Origin of the sequence: Streptomyces sp. NPDC014676, assembly GCF_043084105.1 — a bacterium.
GTDB lineage: Bacteria > Actinomycetota > Actinomycetes > Streptomycetales > Streptomycetaceae > Streptomyces.
The window spans coordinates 37,285-53,329 of sequence record NZ_JBIBZI010000008.1; the positions used below are offsets into that span (position 1 = coordinate 37,285).

17 protein-coding genes are annotated in these 16,045 nt (G+C 73.3%); 9 read left to right on the forward strand and 8 right to left on the reverse strand.

What is annotated here, in order from left to right; translation table 11 throughout:
• Positions 1-46: 46 nt before the first annotated feature.
• From ACF1DX_RS22690 to ACF1DX_RS22725, 8 genes are all read left to right on the forward strand, one after another.
• Positions 47-1,579 carry a S8 family serine peptidase gene (locus ACF1DX_RS22690; RefSeq protein ID WP_391792948.1) on the forward strand — a complete coding sequence of 511 codons (1,533 nt, stop codon included), beginning with the start codon at positions 47-49 and terminating at the stop codon, positions 1,577-1,579.
• 79 nt (positions 1,580-1,658) lie between these two features.
• Positions 1,659-3,020 (forward strand): CoA transferase, encoded by a 1,362-nt coding sequence (locus ACF1DX_RS22695; RefSeq protein ID WP_391792949.1) that lies wholly within the window; start codon positions 1,659-1,661, stop codon positions 3,018-3,020.
• A 226-nt stretch (positions 3,021-3,246) separates the two neighbouring features.
• A complete protein-coding gene (locus tag ACF1DX_RS22700; protein ID WP_391793248.1) occupies positions 3,247-4,233 on the forward strand; it encodes a CopD family protein in 987 nt (328 codons plus the stop codon).
• Between the two features lie 107 nt (positions 4,234-4,340).
• Entirely contained in the window at positions 4,341-5,324 is a 984-nt protein-coding gene (locus tag ACF1DX_RS22705; protein WP_391792950.1) for a DEDDh family exonuclease, read from the forward strand.
• A 97-nt stretch (positions 5,325-5,421) separates the two neighbouring features.
• Positions 5,422-5,655 carry a hypothetical protein gene (locus ACF1DX_RS22710; RefSeq protein WP_142196184.1) on the forward strand — a complete coding sequence of 78 codons (234 nt, stop codon included), beginning with the start codon at positions 5,422-5,424 and terminating at the stop codon, positions 5,653-5,655.
• Positions 5,656-5,706: 51 nt separating this feature from the next.
• Positions 5,707-6,501 carry an SURF1 family protein gene (locus tag ACF1DX_RS22715; RefSeq protein WP_391792951.1) on the forward strand — a complete coding sequence of 265 codons (795 nt, stop codon included), beginning with the start codon at positions 5,707-5,709 and terminating at the stop codon, positions 6,499-6,501.
• A gap of 135 nt (positions 6,502-6,636) precedes the next feature.
• Positions 6,637-8,439 carry a glycoside hydrolase family 15 protein gene (locus tag ACF1DX_RS22720; protein WP_391792952.1) on the forward strand — a complete coding sequence of 601 codons (1,803 nt, stop codon included), beginning with the start codon at positions 6,637-6,639 and terminating at the stop codon, positions 8,437-8,439.
• 4 nt (positions 8,440-8,443) lie between these two features.
• The gene (locus ACF1DX_RS22725; protein WP_391792953.1) at positions 8,444-9,199 is read left to right on the forward strand and encodes an SDR family oxidoreductase; all 756 of its coding nucleotides are present in this window, start codon (positions 8,444-8,446) and stop codon (positions 9,197-9,199) included.
• Between the two features lie 262 nt (positions 9,200-9,461).
• On the opposite strand, the gene amaP is transcribed toward ACF1DX_RS22725, so the two are convergent.
• The 5 genes from amaP to ACF1DX_RS22750 are packed head-to-tail and all read right to left on the reverse strand — an operon-like array spanning position 9,462 to position 11,736.
• On the reverse strand, positions 9,462-10,040 hold the full coding sequence (gene amaP / locus ACF1DX_RS22730; RefSeq protein ID WP_391792954.1) for an alkaline shock response membrane anchor protein AmaP: 579 nt from the start codon (positions 10,038-10,040) through the stop codon (positions 9,462-9,464).
• Positions 10,041-10,042: 2 nt separating this feature from the next.
• On the reverse strand, positions 10,043-10,657 hold the full coding sequence (locus ACF1DX_RS22735) for a DUF6286 domain-containing protein (RefSeq protein WP_391792955.1): 615 nt from the start codon (positions 10,655-10,657) through the stop codon (positions 10,043-10,045).
• Positions 10,657-11,034: a hypothetical protein gene (locus ACF1DX_RS22740; protein ID WP_391792956.1), complete on the reverse strand. Its 378-nt coding sequence runs from the start codon at positions 11,032-11,034 to the stop codon at positions 10,657-10,659. The genes ACF1DX_RS22735 and ACF1DX_RS22740 overlap by 1 nt, the downstream gene beginning before the upstream one ends.
• Entirely contained in the window at positions 11,031-11,216 is a 186-nt protein-coding gene (locus ACF1DX_RS22745; protein ID WP_073937463.1) for a hypothetical protein, read from the reverse strand. Before ACF1DX_RS22745 ends, ACF1DX_RS22740 begins: the two co-directional genes overlap by 4 nt.
• A 25-nt stretch (positions 11,217-11,241) precedes the next feature.
• Positions 11,242-11,736: an Asp23/Gls24 family envelope stress response protein gene (locus tag ACF1DX_RS22750; RefSeq protein WP_391792957.1), complete on the reverse strand. Its 495-nt coding sequence runs from the start codon at positions 11,734-11,736 to the stop codon at positions 11,242-11,244.
• 86 nt (positions 11,737-11,822) lie between these two features.
• Here ACF1DX_RS22750 and ACF1DX_RS22755 point away from each other — a divergent pair, with 86 nt between their 5' ends.
• Positions 11,823-12,554 carry a nucleopolyhedrovirus P10 family protein gene (locus ACF1DX_RS22755; protein ID WP_391792958.1) on the forward strand — a complete coding sequence of 244 codons (732 nt, stop codon included), beginning with the start codon at positions 11,823-11,825 and terminating at the stop codon, positions 12,552-12,554.
• A gap of 225 nt (positions 12,555-12,779) precedes the next feature.
• On the opposite strand, the gene ACF1DX_RS22760 is transcribed toward ACF1DX_RS22755, so the two are convergent.
• From ACF1DX_RS22760 to ACF1DX_RS22770, 3 genes are all read right to left on the reverse strand, one after another.
• The gene (locus ACF1DX_RS22760) at positions 12,780-13,583 is read right to left on the reverse strand and encodes an enoyl-CoA hydratase/isomerase family protein (protein ID WP_391792959.1); all 804 of its coding nucleotides are present in this window, start codon (positions 13,581-13,583) and stop codon (positions 12,780-12,782) included.
• 107 nt (positions 13,584-13,690) lie between these two features.
• The gene (locus ACF1DX_RS22765) at positions 13,691-13,912 is read right to left on the reverse strand and encodes a helix-turn-helix domain-containing protein (protein ID WP_030858495.1); all 222 of its coding nucleotides are present in this window, start codon (positions 13,910-13,912) and stop codon (positions 13,691-13,693) included.
• 355 nt (positions 13,913-14,267) lie between these two features.
• A complete protein-coding gene (locus ACF1DX_RS22770) occupies positions 14,268-15,866 on the reverse strand; it encodes an ABC-F family ATP-binding cassette domain-containing protein (protein ID WP_391792960.1) in 1,599 nt (532 codons plus the stop codon).
• Between the last annotated feature and the right edge of the window lie 179 nt (positions 15,867-16,045).

The window sequence follows — 16,045 nt, forward strand, 5'->3', positions numbered from 1 at the left end:
TCCCACCTGCCCGTCCGACCGCACCCGTGAACGAACTGGAGACTTCATGACCGCGTCCCACCCGCGTCACCGCCGCGCGCTCGCCATCCCGGCCGGGATGGCCATGGCGACGGCACTCGCCTTCCTGCCGAACACCGCGGCCACGGCCGCCCCGGCCGCCGAGCAGCCGGCCGCGGCCTCCGCCGACGCGACCCCGCTCAGCTACGTGGTCAACGTCAAGGGCGGGCACGGCACGTCGGCGCACGTGAAGAAGGCGATCGGCAAGGCCGGCGGGACGATCGTGACGTCGTACGACACGATCGGCGTCATCGTCGTCCACTCCTCGGACGCCGACTTCGCGAAGACCATCCGCACGGTGCGCGGAGTGCAGTCGGCCGGTGCCACCCGCACCGCGCCGCTGCCGTCGGCGGCCACCACGGACACGGTCACCCCGAAGGCGCTCAGCGCCTCCGAGATCGCCCGGGCCGAGTCGGCGGCGGCCGAGGGCCAGGACCCGCTCCAGGGCCTGCAGTGGGACCTGCCCGCCATCAAGGCGGACCAGGCGCACGAGAAGTCCCTGGGCAGCTCCGAGGTGACCGTCGCCGTCATCGACACCGGTGTGGACGACACCCACCCGGACATCGCGCCCAACTTCGACCGGGCCGCGTCGGTCGACTGCGTGTCGGGCAAGCCGGACACCAGCGACGGCGCCTGGCGGCCGGGCGCGCAGGAGAGCCCGCACGGCACCCATGTCGCCGGTGAGATCGCCGCCGCGAAGAACGGCGTCGGCATGACCGGTGTCGCGCCGGGCGTGAAGGTGTCGGGCATCAAGGTGTCCAACCCGGACGGCTTCTTCTACACCGAGGCCGTGGTCTGCGGCTTCGTGTGGGCGGCCGAGCACGGGGTCGACGTCACCAACAACAGCTATTACACCGACCCCTGGTACTTCAACTGCACGAACGACCCGGACCAGAAGGCGCTCGTCGAGGCCGTCACCCGGGCGTCGAAGTACGCGGAGCGCAAGGGCGCGGTGAACGTGGCCGCGGCCGGCAACGAGAACTACGACCTCGCGGCCGACGAGATCACCGACCCGGTCTCCCCGAACGACTCCACCCCCTCGGAGCGGGTGATCGACCCGGACGAGTGCCTCGACATCCCGACCCAGCTCCCGGGCGTGGTGACGGTCGCGGCGACCGGCGCGAAGGGCCTGAAGTCGTCGTTCTCCAACTACGGCCTGGGTGTCGTCGACATCGCCGCGCCCGGCGGCGACTCGACGAGGTACCAGACGCCGGAGCCGCCCGCCACCAGCGGTCTGATCCTGGGCACGCTGCCCGGCGGGTCGTGGGGCTACATGGCGGGTACGTCGATGGCGTCCCCGCACGTCGCGGGCGTCGCCGCGCTGATCAAGTCGACGCACCCGCACGCCTCGCCGGCGCTGGTCAAGGCCCTGCTGTACGCGGAGGCCGACGCGACCGCGTGCACGGACCCGTACGACATCGACGGTGACGGCAAGGTCGACGCGGTGTGCGAGGGCCCGAAGAACCGCAACGGCTTCTACGGCTGGGGCACGGCCGACGCGCTGGACGCGGTGACGCGGTAGTCGTCACTCCCGCGGGAGCCGTGTGAGGTGAGAGGGGCCGGGCGATCACGCCCGGCCCCTCTCACGGCATAGTGCGGCCATGACTGATCTCGCGTCCGCATGGTCCGCCCTGGGCGGCGATCCCGCCCTCCTCCCGCGCGTGTCGGCCGTCGAACGGCCCGGTGTGCTGGACGCCCGGCTGCCGGTACGGGAACTGGCGCGCGCCTGTGTGGGCGCGTGCGCGCTGGCCGCCGCCGAGCTGGGGGCGCGGCGGGCGGGCGGCGGCGAGGTGCCGGCGGTGCGGGTGGACGACGGGGCGGTGGCCACGGCGTTCGTCAGCGAGCGGCATCTGCGGGTCGACGGGCGGACCCCGGAGACGTTCGCGCCGCTGTCGCGGTTCTGGCGCACGGCCGACGGGTGGGTGCGCACGCACGCCAACTATCCGCACCACCGGGCCCGGCTGTCGGCCGCGCTGGGCGTGCCGGAGGACCCCGAGGCGGTGGCGACGGCACTCGCGGAGCGCTCCGCGCGGGAGGTCGAGGAGGCGGTGTACGCGGCCGGGGGGCTCGCCGTCGCCCTGCGGACGCCCGGGGAGTGGGCGGCGCACGAGCAGGGCGCGGAGGTCGCCGAGCGCCCCCTGGTGGAGCGCGAGCGGCTGGATTCGGCCCCCGCGCGGGTGTTCGCTCCGGTGGGCCGGGACCCGCTGCTGCCCGCGGCGGGGCTGCGGGTCCTGGACCTCACGCGGGTGATCGCGGGGCCGGTCGCCACCCGTACGCTCGCGCTGCTGGGCGCGGACGTGCTGCGCGTGGACGCGCCGGGGCTGCCCGAGATCGCCGACCAGCACGCCGACACGGGGTTCGGGAAGCGGTCGGCGCTGCTGGATCTCTCGGCCGGCCGGGAGGTGTTCGAGGAGTTGCTCGCGTCGGCGGACGTGGTGGTGACGGGGTACCGGCCGGGGGCCCTGGACCGTTTCGGGCTGACACCCCGGGCGCTGGCGGAGCGGCGGCCGGGAGTGGTGGTGGCGCAGTTGTCGGCGTGGGGGGCGTACGGGCCGTGGGGGGACCGGCGGGGGTTCGACAGTCTGGTGCAGGTGGCGACGGGGATCGCGGCGGTCGAAGGGTCCTCGGAGGGGCGGCCGGGGGTGCTGCCGGCGCAGGCGCTCGACCATGGCACGGGGTACTTGTTGGCGGCGGGGGTGCTGCGGGCGCTCAGTGAGCAGGTGGAGGGGGGTGGGAGCAGGGTTGTGCGGGTGGCGTTGGCGCGGACGGCGGGGTGGTTGCTGGAGGGGCCCCGAAGCGGCGGGGCTTCCGTCGATGTGCCTGTGGCTCAGTGGCTCGCGGAGCGGGACGGTCCGCTGGGGAGGCTGCGGTACGCCCTGTCGCCGGTGGTGTTCGAGGGCGGGCCGCGTGACTGGGCGCGGGCGCCGGGGCGTTGGGGAGCCGACTCGGCCCGGTGGGTTTGAGGTACCGCGCGGGGTTTCACTTGTCGGCGTCGGCAGGGTGCCGCCGCGCCCACCCGTGCCGCCCCAGCGGCACGACTGCCCGTAGCTGGGGGGTGGGCGTCGGCCCAGCTGCGCGACTGTCCGCAGTTGGGGAGTGGGCGCCGGCCCAGCGGTACGACTACTCACAGTCGGGGGCGCGGACTTGCCCGCTTCTGTGGGGCCTTGTGAAGATCCTGGGGTGAGTCTGATGAGAACCGGGGCCGGGGTGGACAGTGCGCGAAGGAGCGGGCGGGGGCGGACCGTCGCCGTGCTCGTGCTGGTGGCGCTCGGGGCGGTGATACCGCTGTTCGGGCCCTCGGCCGCGTTGCGGGGAACCGGGGAGGCCGATGTGCCCGGTACCGGGGGGATCGGCCTGCTACGGGCGGTGTTGTTCGCGGCGTTGTCCATATCCGTCGGCGAGTTGTTCGTGCGGCGGCTGGCGCGCTCCGTGCCCGGTGCTCCGCCCGCCGCGCCCCGCGGTTGGTCGACCGCGGCGAACTCCGCCGGCTTCGTGGCCGCCCTCGGACTGGCCTCCGTGGTGGCCACCGGCAACCTGGTGCCCGACGGCCTCGCCGACATCGACGTCGGCGGTCTCTACGACTCCAGAGACGGCAAACTCGCCCTCCTGGAGGTCAACGCCTTCCTCGCGGCGGCCCTGTGCGCGGCGTCCGGCCGTCCCGGCACCCAGGTGTGGCCGCTGGCCGCGGTGATGGTCGCGGAGGCGCTGCGCGCGCATCCGACGACCGAGTACAGCCCGCTCGTCGGCTCCGGGCTGACCCTGGTACACCTGGTCTGCGCGTCGCTCTGGACGGGCGGCCTGCTGCACGCGCTGCGCACCCTGCGGCGGTGGCGGGGAGCGGAGGCGGGCGCCGCGCTGCTGGGGCGCTACGCGCGCGTGGCGGCCGTTCTGCTCGCCGGCACCGCCGCGACGGGCGTGTGCAGTTCGCTGCGCCGGATGCCGCCGGGAACGATCCTGGAGCAGCTGACGGACACGGCGTACGGGCGGGTCCTGCTCGCCAAGGTGATCCTGATGGCCGGGGTCGCCGTCCTCGCCCTGTGGGCCCGGATCCGGCTGGCCCGCGCGGAGGATCCGCTGACCGCCTGCTCCCCCGCGCGGGCGGAGGTGTACGCGCTCGGCGTGGTGATCGCGGTGTCGGGGCTGCTGACGGCGCTTCCGGTGCCGATCCGCTGGTGAACGGGCATGCGCGCCCCGTACGGACATTCCCGTCGACCGGGTGCGCGGGCCGCGCGGAGGGGCCTGACGGACGGCGGTGTCGGTCCCGGCCCGTATCCTCGTGAACCATGCTCGATGACCTCACGACCGCAGCCTCCTCCCCCACCGTGTGGCCGGCCGCGTATCCGCAGGGGTACGCGGTCGTCGACGTGGAGACCACGGGGCTGGCCCGGGACGACCGCATCATCTCCGCGGCCGTCTACCGGCTGGACGCGCGCGGCGAGGTCGAGGACCACTGGTACACGGTGGTCAATCCGGAGCGGGACCCGGGCCCGGTGTGGATACACGGCCTGACGAGCGACGTGCTGGAGGGGGCGCCCCTCTTCCAGGACATCGCCGCGGAGTTCGCGGCCCGGCTGGAGGGACGGGTGCTGGTCGCGCACAACGCGGTCTTCGACTGGCAGATGATCGCCCGGGAGTACGCCCGCGCGCGCAGCGAGGCGCCGGTGAAGCAGCGGCTGTGCACCATCGCCCTCTCCAAGGAGCTGAGGCTTCCGCTGCCCAACCACAAGCTGGAGTCGCTCGCCGCGCACTTCGGTGTCGTACAGGAGCGGGCGCACCACGCGCTGGACGACGCGCGGGTGCTGGCGGAGGCGTTCCGGCCCAGTCTGCGGGCCGCGGCGGCGGGCGGCGTACGGCTGCCGCTGCACGAGTGCCTGCCGCTGACCGAGTGGACGGACCGTCCCCGTACCGGGCAGCAGGCGAGTCCCGGCGGTTACCGGCCGACCGGTTGGCGCCCGTCCCGCAAGCGGCCCGCGTGCCCGTACCCCAACCCTGGGCGGTACGAGCCGGGCGGGCGGCTCAAGCAGGGCATGCGGGTGGCGTTCTCCGGGGACACCTCGGTCGAGCGGGAGCTGCTGGAGGACCGCGCGACGGAGGCGGGCCTGCATGTCGCCGGCAGCCTGTCCCGGCTCACCAGCCTCCTCGTCACCAACGACCCGGACTCGGGCACGTCCAAGGTGGTCAAGGCCCGGCAGTACGGCACCCCGGTCGTCGACGAGGCCGCGTTCGGCCAGCTCCTCGGGGACGTCGAAGCCGCGCCGGAAGGCTGACCGGGGCGCCGGGCACGACCGTACGGACGGGTGATCGGCGGGCGACTCGCCCGCCGCCCGCTCGCCCGCGCCGGGCCGACGGCCCACCCTGTGACCCATGGCGACATGCGAAGTCTGCGGCAACAGTTACGGAATGACCTTCGAGGTGCACGCGCAGGGCGCGGTGCACGTCTTCGACTGCTTCTCCTGTGCGATCCACCGCATGGCCCCGATCTGCGAGCACTGCCGGGTGCAGATCATCGGCCAGGGCGTCGAGGCCGACGGTCACTGGTACTGCGGCGCCCACTGCGCCCGCGCGGAGGGAAAGGCGGGGATCGTCGACCGGGTCTGAATGGACGTACCCGCCTCAAAGCACCCCTCGGCCGAGTTGTACGGTCGTGGGGTGTACCGCTTCTTGTTGTCCCGCCAATGGGTGATCATCACACTGGTCGCCCTGCTCCTCATCCCCACGATGATCTGGCTGGGCTTCTGGCAGATGGACCGCTACGGGGAGCGCGACGCCCGCAACCGGCTGGTCGCCGACGCGCTGGCCGCCGATCCGGTGCCGGTGGAGCGGCTGGCCGCGCCGGGGGACGCCGTGACCCGCGCGGAGCGGTACCGCACCGTGACCGCCAGGGGGCACTTCGACACCGATGACGAGGTCGTCGTCCGCCGGCGTACCAACGCCGACGACCGGGTCGGCTTCCACGTCCTGACCCCCTTCGTCCTCGACGACGGAAAGGTCCTGCTGGTCAACCGGGGCTGGATCCCCTCGGAGGCGGGTCGGACCACGTTCCCCGAGGTTCCCGCGCCGCCGCGCGGCGAGGTCACGATCAAGGGCCGGCTGATGCCCGACGAGACGACCGAGGCGAGCGGCATCAAGGACCTCGAGGGGCTGCCGGACCGGCAGATCATGCTGATCAACAGCGAGCGGGAGGCGGAGCGTCTCGGTGTCCAGGTGCTCGGCGGCTATGTGGCGCAGACGGCGCCCGAGCCGAAGGACGGCACCCCGGAGCGGCTCGGGGACCCCGGCAAGGAGAACTCCGCGCTGAACTACGCGTACGCCATCCAGTGGTGGCTGTTCGCGGCGGCCGTGCCGGTCGGCTGGCTCGTCCTGGTCCGCCGCGAGGCCCGGGAGCGGACCCGCGCGGCGGCCGGTGCGGCGGACGCCGAGGAGACGGAACCGGCGGCGGTGTAGCGGACCCCACCGGGGACACGCGCCGTAGCCGGGAACGATCGGTCCGTGCTGTGACCTGCGCTCCTTTCCCGGTTCGGCGCGGCGGCGGCCGACGGTCCGTCACTCCCCCGGCTTCGGCCCTGATTGCCGCCCCCGATGGCCGGGAACCCGCACCCCGTGCACCGTATCGAGGACTACGCGCTCATCGGCGACGAACAGACCGCTGCCCTGGTGGGCGCGGACGGCTCGGTCGACTGGCTCTGCCTGCCCCGCTTCGACTCGGCGGCCTGCTTCGCGCGGCTGCTCGGGGACGAGGACAACGGGCACTGGCGCATCGCCCCCGCCGGCGCGGACCGGTGCGCCCGCCGCTCGTACCGCGAGGACACGCTCGTCCTGGACACCGAGTGGGAGACCCCCGAGGGGGCGGTGCTGGTCACCGACCTGATGCCGCAGCGCCACCGCGCGCCGGACCTGGTGCGGATCGTGCAGGGCGTACGGGGTGAGGTGACCGTGCGCAGCACGCTGCGGCTGCGCTTCGACTACGGCTCGGTCGTGCCGTGGGTGCGCAAGGAGGACGGCCACCGGGTGGCGGTGGCCGGGCCGGACTCGGCGTGGCTGCGCAGCGTCCCGGAGGTGAAGACCTGGGGCGAGGACCGGTGCACCGTCTCGGAGTTCACGGTGCGGGAGGGCGAGCGGGTCGCGTTCGTGCTCACCTGGCACCCCTCCCACGAGCCGCGGCCCCCACTGGTCGACCCCTACTCCTCGCTGCGGCACAGCGTCAAGGACTGGCGCGCCTGGGCGTCCCGGTGCCGTTACGACGGCCCGCACCGGGACGCGGTCGTCCGGTCGCTGATCACCCTCAAGTCGCTCACCTACCGCCCCACCGGCGGCGTCGTCGCCGCGCCCACCACCTCGCTGCCGGAGGAACCGGGCGGGGTGCGCAACTGGGACTACCGCTTCTGCTGGCTGCGCGACTCCACACTGACCCTGAACGCGCTGCTGGCCGCCGGGTACCAGGACGAGGCGGAGGCCTGGCGCAACTGGCTGCTCCGCGCGGTCGCGGGCGACCCGGCGGACCTGCAGATCATGTACGGGCTCGCGGGCGAGCGGCGGCTGCCGGAGTTCGAACTGCCGTGGCTGTCCGGTTTCGGCGGCGCCGTGCCCGTACGGATCGGCAACGACGCCGTGAACCAGCTCCAGCTGGACGTGTACGGCGAGGTCATGGACTCCCTGGCGCTGGCGCGGAGTTCGGGGCTGTCCCCGCAGCCGGACGTGTGGGCGTTGCAGTCGGTGCTGATGGACTTCCTGCGCACGGCGTGGCGGCAGCCGGACGAGGGGCTGTGGGAGGTGCGCGGCGGCCGGCGCCACTTCGTGCACTCCAAGGTGATGGTGTGGGTGGCCGCCGACCGCGCGGTGCGCACGCTGGAGGAGCACCCGGACTTCCACGGGGACCTGGACGGCTGGCGGGAGCTGCGCGACGAGGTGCACCGGGAGGTGTGCGAGAAGGGGTACGACCCCGCGCGGAACACGTTCACGCAGTCGTACGGCTCGCGCGAACTCGACGCCGCGCTGCTGCTGATCCCCCGGGTGGGTTTCCTGCCGCCCGACGACCCCCGGGTGCTCGGCACCATCGAGGCGGTCCGCGCGGAGCTGGGGCAGGACGGGTTCGTACGCCGCTACACGCCGGACGCGACGGCCGTCGACGGGCTGCCCGGCGGGGAGGGCACGTTCCTGGTCTGTTCGTTCTGGCTCGCGGACGCCCTGCACATGACCGGCAGGACGAAGGAGGCGCGCGCGCTGTTCGAGCGGCTGCTGGGACTCGCCAACGACGTGGGTCTGCTGGCGGAGGAGTACGACCCGGCGGGCGGGCGGCTGCTGGGCAACTTCCCGCAGGCGTTCAGCCACATCGGCCTGGTGAACACCGCCCTCACCCTGTTCGGGGACGAGGGGGCAGGATAGGGCCATGGATCTTGGACTGAAGGACCGGGTGTACGTCGTCACCGGGGCGACCCGCGGACTGGGCAACGCCTCCGCGCGGGAGCTCGTCGCCGACGGCGCGAAGGTGGTCGTCACGGGGCGGGAGGAGGAGTCCGTCGCCGAGGCGGCGTCCGCGCTGGGGCCGGACGCGGTCGGGGTGGCCGTCGACAACGCCGACCCCGAGGCGCCGGCACGGCTGATCGCCACCGCGCGGGAGCGGTTCGGGCGCTTCGACGGCATCCTCGTCAGCGTGGGCGGGCCGCCGCCGGGGTTCGTCGCCGACACCACCGACGAGCAGTGGCGGGCGGCGTTCGAGTCGGTGTTCCTGGGTGCGGTGCGGATGGCGCGGGCGGCCGCGACGGAGCTGGGTGAGGGGGGTGTCATCGGGTTCGTGCTGTCGGGGTCGGTGCACGAGCCGATTCCCGGGCTGACCATTTCCAACGGGCTGCGGCCGGGACTGGCCGGGTTCGCGAAGTCGCTGGCGGACGAGTTGGGGCCGCGGGGGATCCGGGTGGTGGGGCTGCTGCCGGGGCGTATCGACACGGACCGGGTGCGGGAGCTGGACTCGTTGTCGGCAGATCCGGAGGCCACGCGGCGGGCCGCGGAGTCTCGGATTCCGTTGCGGCGGTACGGGACGCCGGGGGAATTCGGCCGTACGGCCGCGTTCCTGCTGTCGCCGGCGGCGTCGTATCTGTCCGGGGTGATGGTGCCGGTGGACGGCGGGGTGCGGCACGGGTTCTGACGGCCGGTTCGGTGGGTGCGGCGACGCTGGTGCGCTGTGCCGGCCGCCTTGCTGGTGCACTGTGCCGGTGCGCTGTGCCGGTGCGCTGTGCCGGTGCGCTGTGCCGGTGCGCTGTGCCGGTGCTGGGCGGGGGTGGGTCGCACTGCCCGGCGTTTGCGGGGTGCCTCCCCCGGAGGGGGTACCCCCAGCCCACCCTCCCCCCGCTCTCGACTCCGCTCGAGCGGGGGGAGGCACGCCTGCCCGCGGCTGTGCGGGGACGCGGTCAGGTCACTCGTTCCGGGGGGTGTTTCACGGCTTGCAGGCGGGCCTCCGTGGGGAGGGTGGGGTGGCCTGTGGAGGTCCGGGCGTGGGTGAGGGGGCCCTTCGCCAGGGCGCGCAGGGCGGTCGCCGGGTCGATGTGGGGGTGCAGGTGGAGGAGTACGCGGGTCCTGGGGGCGTTCCTGTGGCCGGTGAGGAGGACATGGGCCCGGTCCACGCCGTCCAGGTGGCTCGCCTCCTCGGCGAGGGCCTGTTCCAGGGCCCTTCCGCGCAGTGACGCGCCCTCGTCGTCGCCGGTGTCGAGCAGCACCTCGGCCGGTCGCCGCCGGCGCAGCACCGCGAGCAGCCACCACAGGGAGAGCAGCACCAGGACGGCGAGCACGGCGATGACGACCGGCCACCACCAGCCGTCGTCCCGCCACCGGGTCCGCTCGGCCTCGTCGAGCAGCACGTCGTGCCGCCCGTCGTGCGGCCACCAGGAGGGCGCCGGCGCCCCCAGCCCGATCGCCAGCACGGACCCGCCGAGGACGAGCAGCACCAGCCCCGTGATCCCGAGCAGCACCCGGTTGGCGCCCTTGAGCATCCCTACCGCCCCTTCCGGCCGGGCCGCCGTACGCGCAGCGACAGCGAGGGCGGCCGGGCCAGGCCGAGCCCCGCCACGGCGTCGTCGAGCGTCGCGGTCAGGTCGGCCCGTACGTCGTCCAGTTCACGGAAGTGCGACACCGCGCGGACGTCCGCGCGGGCGCGTTTCACCCTGACCCGCACCGACCGTACGCCGGCCACCTCCAGGGCCCGGTCCCGCAGCACCGTCGCGGCGGCGTCCCGGTGCAGTGCCGCGCGGACGTCGGGATCCACGGGGCGCATCGGCAGCAGGGCGCGCAGACCGGGTGTCAGGGCGAGCAGCAGCAGCCAGAGTCCGAGGGCGCCGGCGACCCCGGCGCCGGTCAGCACCCAGATGTCGTCCAGGGGCCGTTCGGCGAGTTGCCGGGCCAGTTCCCGGCGCCAGCCCGGTGCGGCACGGTGGGCCCGCACCGCGACGACGTCGTACAGGAACGCGCCCGTGACCACCAGGGCCGACAGCGCGACCAGGCCCGCGGGGACCCGGCGGGCCGACCAGAAGCGCCGGTGGACGCCGGAGCCGCCGGGTACCTCCGCGGACGGCGGGTCCTTCTCCAGGACCGTGTCCTCGGGTCCGCTCATCACGTCCTCACCCGGTCCGCTTCCGGCACGGCCGTCAGGTGCAGCCGTTCGACCAGGACGACGACCTCCGGTACGTGCATCCCCGCCAGGGCGCGCACCCGGTCGACCACCTGGCGCCGCACCCGCGCGCACCGGCCGCCGATGTCACCGGGGTAGCCGAGTTCGATGTGCACCCGGACCCGGGCGGCCTCGTGGCGCACCACCACCGTGGCGTGCGGCGGGGCGGCGCCCGGCGGCAGGGGGCCGGCCGCCTCGCGGGCCGCCTGTGAGGCGATCTTCGCGACCACCCGGTCGGCGATCCTGGTCGCCCCGCGCTCACCCGGCGCGACGGCGGCCGGGCCCCGGCCGGGCTCGACGACCGTGCTCACCGCCGTCACCGCCGCCGTTCGTCACGGGAGCGGAAGAAGTCACCGAGTTCCAGGTCTCCCTCGAGGAACCGCCCGACGACGAACCCGACGGCGCCCAGGGCCGCCACCAGCAGAAACGCCCCGAATCCGCCGAAGTATCCGGCGAAGCCCAACGCCATGCCGGCGATCATGCCGACCACGGCCATGTTCATGGTGTGCTCCTCCGCTCACCGAGCCTCACTGAAGGCGGGTCTCCGGCTCCTCGTCCTCCTCCTCGGGCAGCTTCACGTCGCTCACCGCGATGTTGACCTCGACCACCTCCAGTCCGGTCATCCGCTCGACCGCCGCGATGACGTTCTCCCGTACGGCCCTGGCGACGTCGGCGATGGACACGCCGTAGTCGACGACGATCTCCAGGTCGAGCGCGGTCTGCAACTCGCCGACCTCGGCCTTCACGCCGCGCGTCGCCGACTTCGAACCGCCGGGCACCCGGTCGCGTACGGCGCCGAAGGTCCGTGACAGGCCGCTGCCCATGGCGTGCACGCCGAGCACGTCCCGCGCGGCCAGCCCCGCGATCTTCTCGACGACACCGTCGGCGATGGTGGTGCGGCCACGGGTCGCCGGGTCACCGCCGCCGCGCCGGGTTCCCTGGCCCTTGCGGGGAGTGGTCTCCAAGAGGTTCTTCTCCGGGTCGGGGGCCCGCACCGACCCTCCCTCGGTCATGTCGGTCATCGCCGCACATCCCTTCGATCGTCCTCCATCGACCACCGTATGCGCGGTTGTCCGATCCCGCGCCTGAGATGCGTCAGGCTGGAGGAATGACGGTGGACCGGTTGACGCAGGTGGTACGGCAACAGGTGGGGCTGGGCAGGATCCTGGTCCTGGGAGGGCCGCGCGACGGCACGTGGATCGCGGAGCGGGCGGCGGAGGCGGTGCTGCGGCGCGCGGTGGTACGGGACGCGCCGGGCGTACGCCTGGACGGTGTACGGATCGGGCTCGCCGATCCGGAGGGGGTGACGGGCGAGCCGGTCGTGCCGCCCCCGCCGGGGGCGGTGCCGCCGGGGCCGCTGCGGCTGACCGTCGAGTTCGCGGCCACTGCGGCGCGGCCGGTGCCGGTGACCGCGTCGCTTCTGCGGGAGGTGTTGGCGGAAGTGGTGGTGGAGCGGGTCGGGTTGGCCGTCGGGGAGGTGGATCTGCGGGTGGTGGAGTTGTTGGATGCGGAGCCCGTGCCGGGGGCTGGGCCGGGGGCTGTGCCGGGGCGGGAGGCGGGGTCCGAGCCGTCGATGGACGACGACTCCGAGGTGGGGCGTGTCGCTGCGGCGGCGCTTGCGGTGGCGGGGGTGAGTCGGCTGACGGGGGTGCTGGGGCGGCCGGTTCACCTGACCGAGCACCGGGGGGACACCGGCCTGTCTCGTCGCCACGCGCGCGTGGACCTTGCGGTCGCGGCGGACGCCCGTCCGCTGGAGGTGGCCCGGAGGGTCCGTTCGGCGGTGACCGAATCGCTGCCGGATCGTCCCACCGTGGCTGTACTGATCACGGCGGTCGACTGACCCTCGGGAGGTCGCGCGGCCCGGCGCCTTGCGGGGTGCCCGGCGCGAGTGTGGGCCGGGGGGTGTTCGCGCGACCCGGCGCTTACGGGGTGCCTCTCCCCCAGAGGGGGTACCCCCAGCCCACCCGTGCCGCTGGGGGCACCTCCCAGGCCCTTGGGGCACTGGGGAGGCACGACTGCCCGCGGGAGCGCGGCATGCGGGTGCCGCGGGAGCGTCGGGGCGGGGTTATTCGCCCAGGCCGGCCAGGTCGCGCAGGCGGCGGGACTGGGCGGCTCGTTCGGCGGCGCGCTGGTCGTCGTAGGTGCGGGTCCGGGCGCCTCGGAGCAGGGCCTTGGTTTCGATGACCGCGTCGCGGGGGGCGGCCAGCAGGGCCGCGGCGAGGTCCTGGACCGCCGCATCCAGGTCGGCCGCGGGGACGGCGAGGTTGGCCAGGCCGGTGTTCACGGACTCCTCTGCGGTGACGAAGCGCCCGGTCGCGCAGATCTCCAGCGCGCGGGCGTAGCCGACGAGGCCGACCAGCGGATGCGTACCGGTCAGGTCGGGGACGAGACCGAGGCTGGTCTCCCGCATGGCGAACTGCACGTCGTCCGCGACGACGCGCAGGTCACAGGCGAGGGCGAGCTGGAACCCGGCCCCGATGGCGTGTCCCTGGACGGCCGCGATCGACACGATGTCGCTGCGCCGCCACCAGGTGAACGCCTCCTGGTACTCGGCGATGGTCGCGTCCAGCGTGGCGTCGTCGCGACGCGCCAGGTCGATGAACGACGGCTCGCCCTCGATCCCCTCGGGCGTGAACATCTGCCGGTCGAGCCCGGCGGAGAAGGACTTGCCCTCCCCGCGCAGCACCACGACCCGGACGGAGCCGGGCAGCAGCCTGCCCGCCTCGGTCAGCGCCCGCCACAGAGCGGGGCTCTGCGCGTTGCGCTTGGCCGGGTTGGTCAGCGTCACCGTGGCGATCGCGTCGTCGACGGTGAGCCGTACGCCGTCCTTGTCGAGTACGGGACCGAGGTCCTGGGCGGACGAAGCCATGGGGCGCCTCCGATGGGTGCGGTCAACCTAAGTGACTGCACAGTAACCACCCGGCCGGTCAGTCGGCCGGCCGGGTGGTCACCATCGGGTTCCCGGGACGCCCGGGGTCAGGCCGAAGGGGCCCTTTTGCCCCGGGTCGCCCCGCCACGCCCTCGCAGCGTGACGCCCGATTCGCTGAGCATGCGGTGCACGAAGCCATACGAGCGGCCGGTCTCCTCGGCCAATGCCCGGATGCTCGCACCGGCGTCGTACTTCTTCTTCAGGTCTGCCGCGAGCTTGTCGCGCGCGGCGCCGGTCACCCGGCTGCCCTTCTTCAGAGTCTCGGCCACCCGTGCCTCCTCATGGGAAGTGCGCTCTGGTCTCCTCATGATCACCCCTCCGGGCCCTCATGGCCACCCATTCGGCAAGGTCGATGAGACAAGGTTGTGACGACGGGAGCGCATCCCCACATACGGAATGAGAGATTCCGGGATGTGCCGGCGGTACCTCCGAACGGGTTCCTCCGTGAAGTGCCAGGTCAGAAAGGTGCGACGGCCGAGCCCCGGTTCACCGGGAGCTCGGCCGCGAAATCCGTGTAGGACACACCTCGGGATGAGGAGATCTCACACGAATGATGGATCACCGATGGGCCGAATGATCCATACTCAGGGGATCACACCTTCGATCAACCCCGGCTGACGTCTCTCAGGCGAGGGCGACCAGATCCGCGTAGTCGGCGCCCCACAGGTCCTCGACGCCGTCCGGCAGCAGGATGATCCGCTCCGGCTGGAGCGCCTCGACGGCACCCTCGTCGTGCGTGACGAGGACGACCGCGCCCTTGTACGTGCGCAGCGCGCCGAGGATCTCCTCGCGGCTGGCCGGGTCGAGGTTGTTGGTCGGCTCGTCGAGGAGCAGCACGTTGGCCGAGGAGACCACGAGCGTCGCCAGCGCGAGACGGGTCTTCTCACCGCCGGAGAGGACACCGGCCGGCTTGTCGACGTCGTCGCCGGAGAACAGGAACGAGCCGAGCGTCTTGCGGACGTCGACGAGGTCGAGGTCGGGGGCGGCGGAGCGCATGTTCTCCAGGACCGTGCGCTCCGGGTCGAGGGTCTCGTGCTCCTGCGCGTAGTAGCCGAGCTTGAGGCCGTGGCCCTCGATGACCCGGCCGGTGTCGGGCTTCTCGGCACCGCCGAGGAGGCGGAGCAGGGTGGTCTTGCCCGCGCCGTTGAGGCCGAGGATGACGACGCGGGAGCCCTTGTCGATGGCCAGGTCGACGTCGGTGAAGATCTCCAGCGAGCCGTAGGACTTCGACAGTCCCTCCGCCATGAGCGGGGTCTTGCCGCACGGGGACGGCTCGGGGAAGCGCAGCTTGGCGACCTTGTCGGACTTCCGCTCGGCCTCCAGGCCGGAGAGCAGCTTGTCCGCCCTGCGGGCCATGTTCTGCGCGGCGACGGTCTTGGTGGCCTTGGCGCGCATCTTGTCGGCCTGCGAGTGCAGCGCCGCGGCCTTCTTCTCGGCGTTCTGCCGCTCGCGCTTGCGGCGCTTCTCGTCGGCCTCGCGCTGCTGCTGGTAGAGCTTCCAGCCCATGTTGTAGACGTCGATCTGGGCACGGTTGGCGTCCAGGTAGAACACCTTGTTGACGACCGTCTCGACCAGGTCGACGTCGTGGGAGATCACGATGAAGCCGCCGCGGTAGGTCTTGAGGTAGTCGCGCAGCCAGACGATCGAGTCGGCGTCGAGGTGGTTGGTCGGCTCGTCGAGGAGCAGGGTGTCCGCGTCGGAGAACAGGATGCGGGCGAGCTCGACGCGGCGGCGCTGACCGCCGGAGAGGGTGTGCAGGGGCTGGCCGAGCACGCGGTCGGGCAGGTTCAGCGCGGCGGCGATGGTGGCGGCCTCGGCCTCGGCGGCGTACCCGCCCTTGGTGAGGAACTCGGTCTCCTGGCGCTCGTACTGCTTGAGCGCCTTCTCGCGGGTGGCGCCCTGGCCATTGGCGATGCGCTGCTCGTTCTCGCGCATCTTGCGGATCAGTACGTCGAGGCCGCGGGCGGAGAGGATGCGGTCGCGGGCGAGGACGTCGAGGTCGCCGGTGCGGGGGTCCTGGGGCAGGTAGCCGACCTCGCCGGAGCGGGTGACGGCACCGCCTGCGGGGATGCCCTCGCCGGCGAGGACCTTGGTGAGGGTGGTCTTGCCCGCACCGTTGCGGCCGACGAGGCCGATGCGGTCGCCCTTGGCGACGCGGAAGGTGGCGTTTTCGATGAGGACGCGGGCACCGGCGCGCAGCTCGATGCCGGAGGCGGAGATCACGGACAGACTCCAGGGCAGGTGTGGGTGGCGGTGGACGGCTGAGGGCGTTCCCGCCGTCTAATGCGCGAGGAGAATGGCCATGCGAGCCATTCTAACGGGGCCGTGCAACCACTTTTCCTGGGCGCGGATGCGCCCTGCGGGGGCCGGTGCCGTTGTGCGCGCACGCGCGGCGGTCCCGC

What these genes read in the sequence shown, in the direction of transcription:
- ACF1DX_RS22690 (WP_391792948.1), top strand. Translation starts at nt 47, where the DNA reads ATGACCGCGTCCCACCCGCGTCACCGCCGCGCGCTCGCCATCCCGGCC.
- ACF1DX_RS22705 (WP_391792950.1), top strand. Translation starts at nt 4,341, where the DNA reads ATGCTCGATGACCTCACGACCGCAGCCTCCTCCCCCACCGTGTGGCCG.
- ACF1DX_RS22725 (WP_391792953.1), top strand. Translation starts at nt 8,444, where the DNA reads ATGGATCTTGGACTGAAGGACCGGGTGTACGTCGTCACCGGGGCGACC.
- ACF1DX_RS22735 (WP_391792955.1), bottom strand. Translation starts at nt 10,657, where the DNA reads ATGAGCGGACCCGAGGACACGGTCCTGGAGAAGGACCCGCCGTCCGCG.
- amaP (WP_391792954.1), bottom strand. Translation starts at nt 10,040, where the DNA reads ATGCTCAAGGGCGCCAACCGGGTGCTGCTCGGGATCACGGGGCTGGTG.
- ACF1DX_RS22695 (WP_391792949.1), top strand. Translation starts at nt 1,659, where the DNA reads ATGACTGATCTCGCGTCCGCATGGTCCGCCCTGGGCGGCGATCCCGCC.
- ACF1DX_RS22710 (WP_142196184.1), top strand. Translation starts at nt 5,422, where the DNA reads ATGGCGACATGCGAAGTCTGCGGCAACAGTTACGGAATGACCTTCGAG.
- ACF1DX_RS22755 (WP_391792958.1), top strand. Translation starts at nt 11,823, where the DNA reads ATGACGGTGGACCGGTTGACGCAGGTGGTACGGCAACAGGTGGGGCTG.
- ACF1DX_RS22750 (WP_391792957.1), bottom strand. Translation starts at nt 11,736, where the DNA reads ATGACCGACATGACCGAGGGAGGGTCGGTGCGGGCCCCCGACCCGGAG.
- ACF1DX_RS22760 (WP_391792959.1), bottom strand. Translation starts at nt 13,583, where the DNA reads ATGGCTTCGTCCGCCCAGGACCTCGGTCCCGTACTCGACAAGGACGGC.
- ACF1DX_RS22700 (WP_391793248.1), top strand. Translation starts at nt 3,247, where the DNA reads ATGAGAACCGGGGCCGGGGTGGACAGTGCGCGAAGGAGCGGGCGGGGG.
- ACF1DX_RS22720 (WP_391792952.1), top strand. Translation starts at nt 6,637, where the DNA reads ATGGCCGGGAACCCGCACCCCGTGCACCGTATCGAGGACTACGCGCTC.
- ACF1DX_RS22745 (WP_073937463.1), bottom strand. Translation starts at nt 11,216, where the DNA reads ATGAACATGGCCGTGGTCGGCATGATCGCCGGCATGGCGTTGGGCTTC.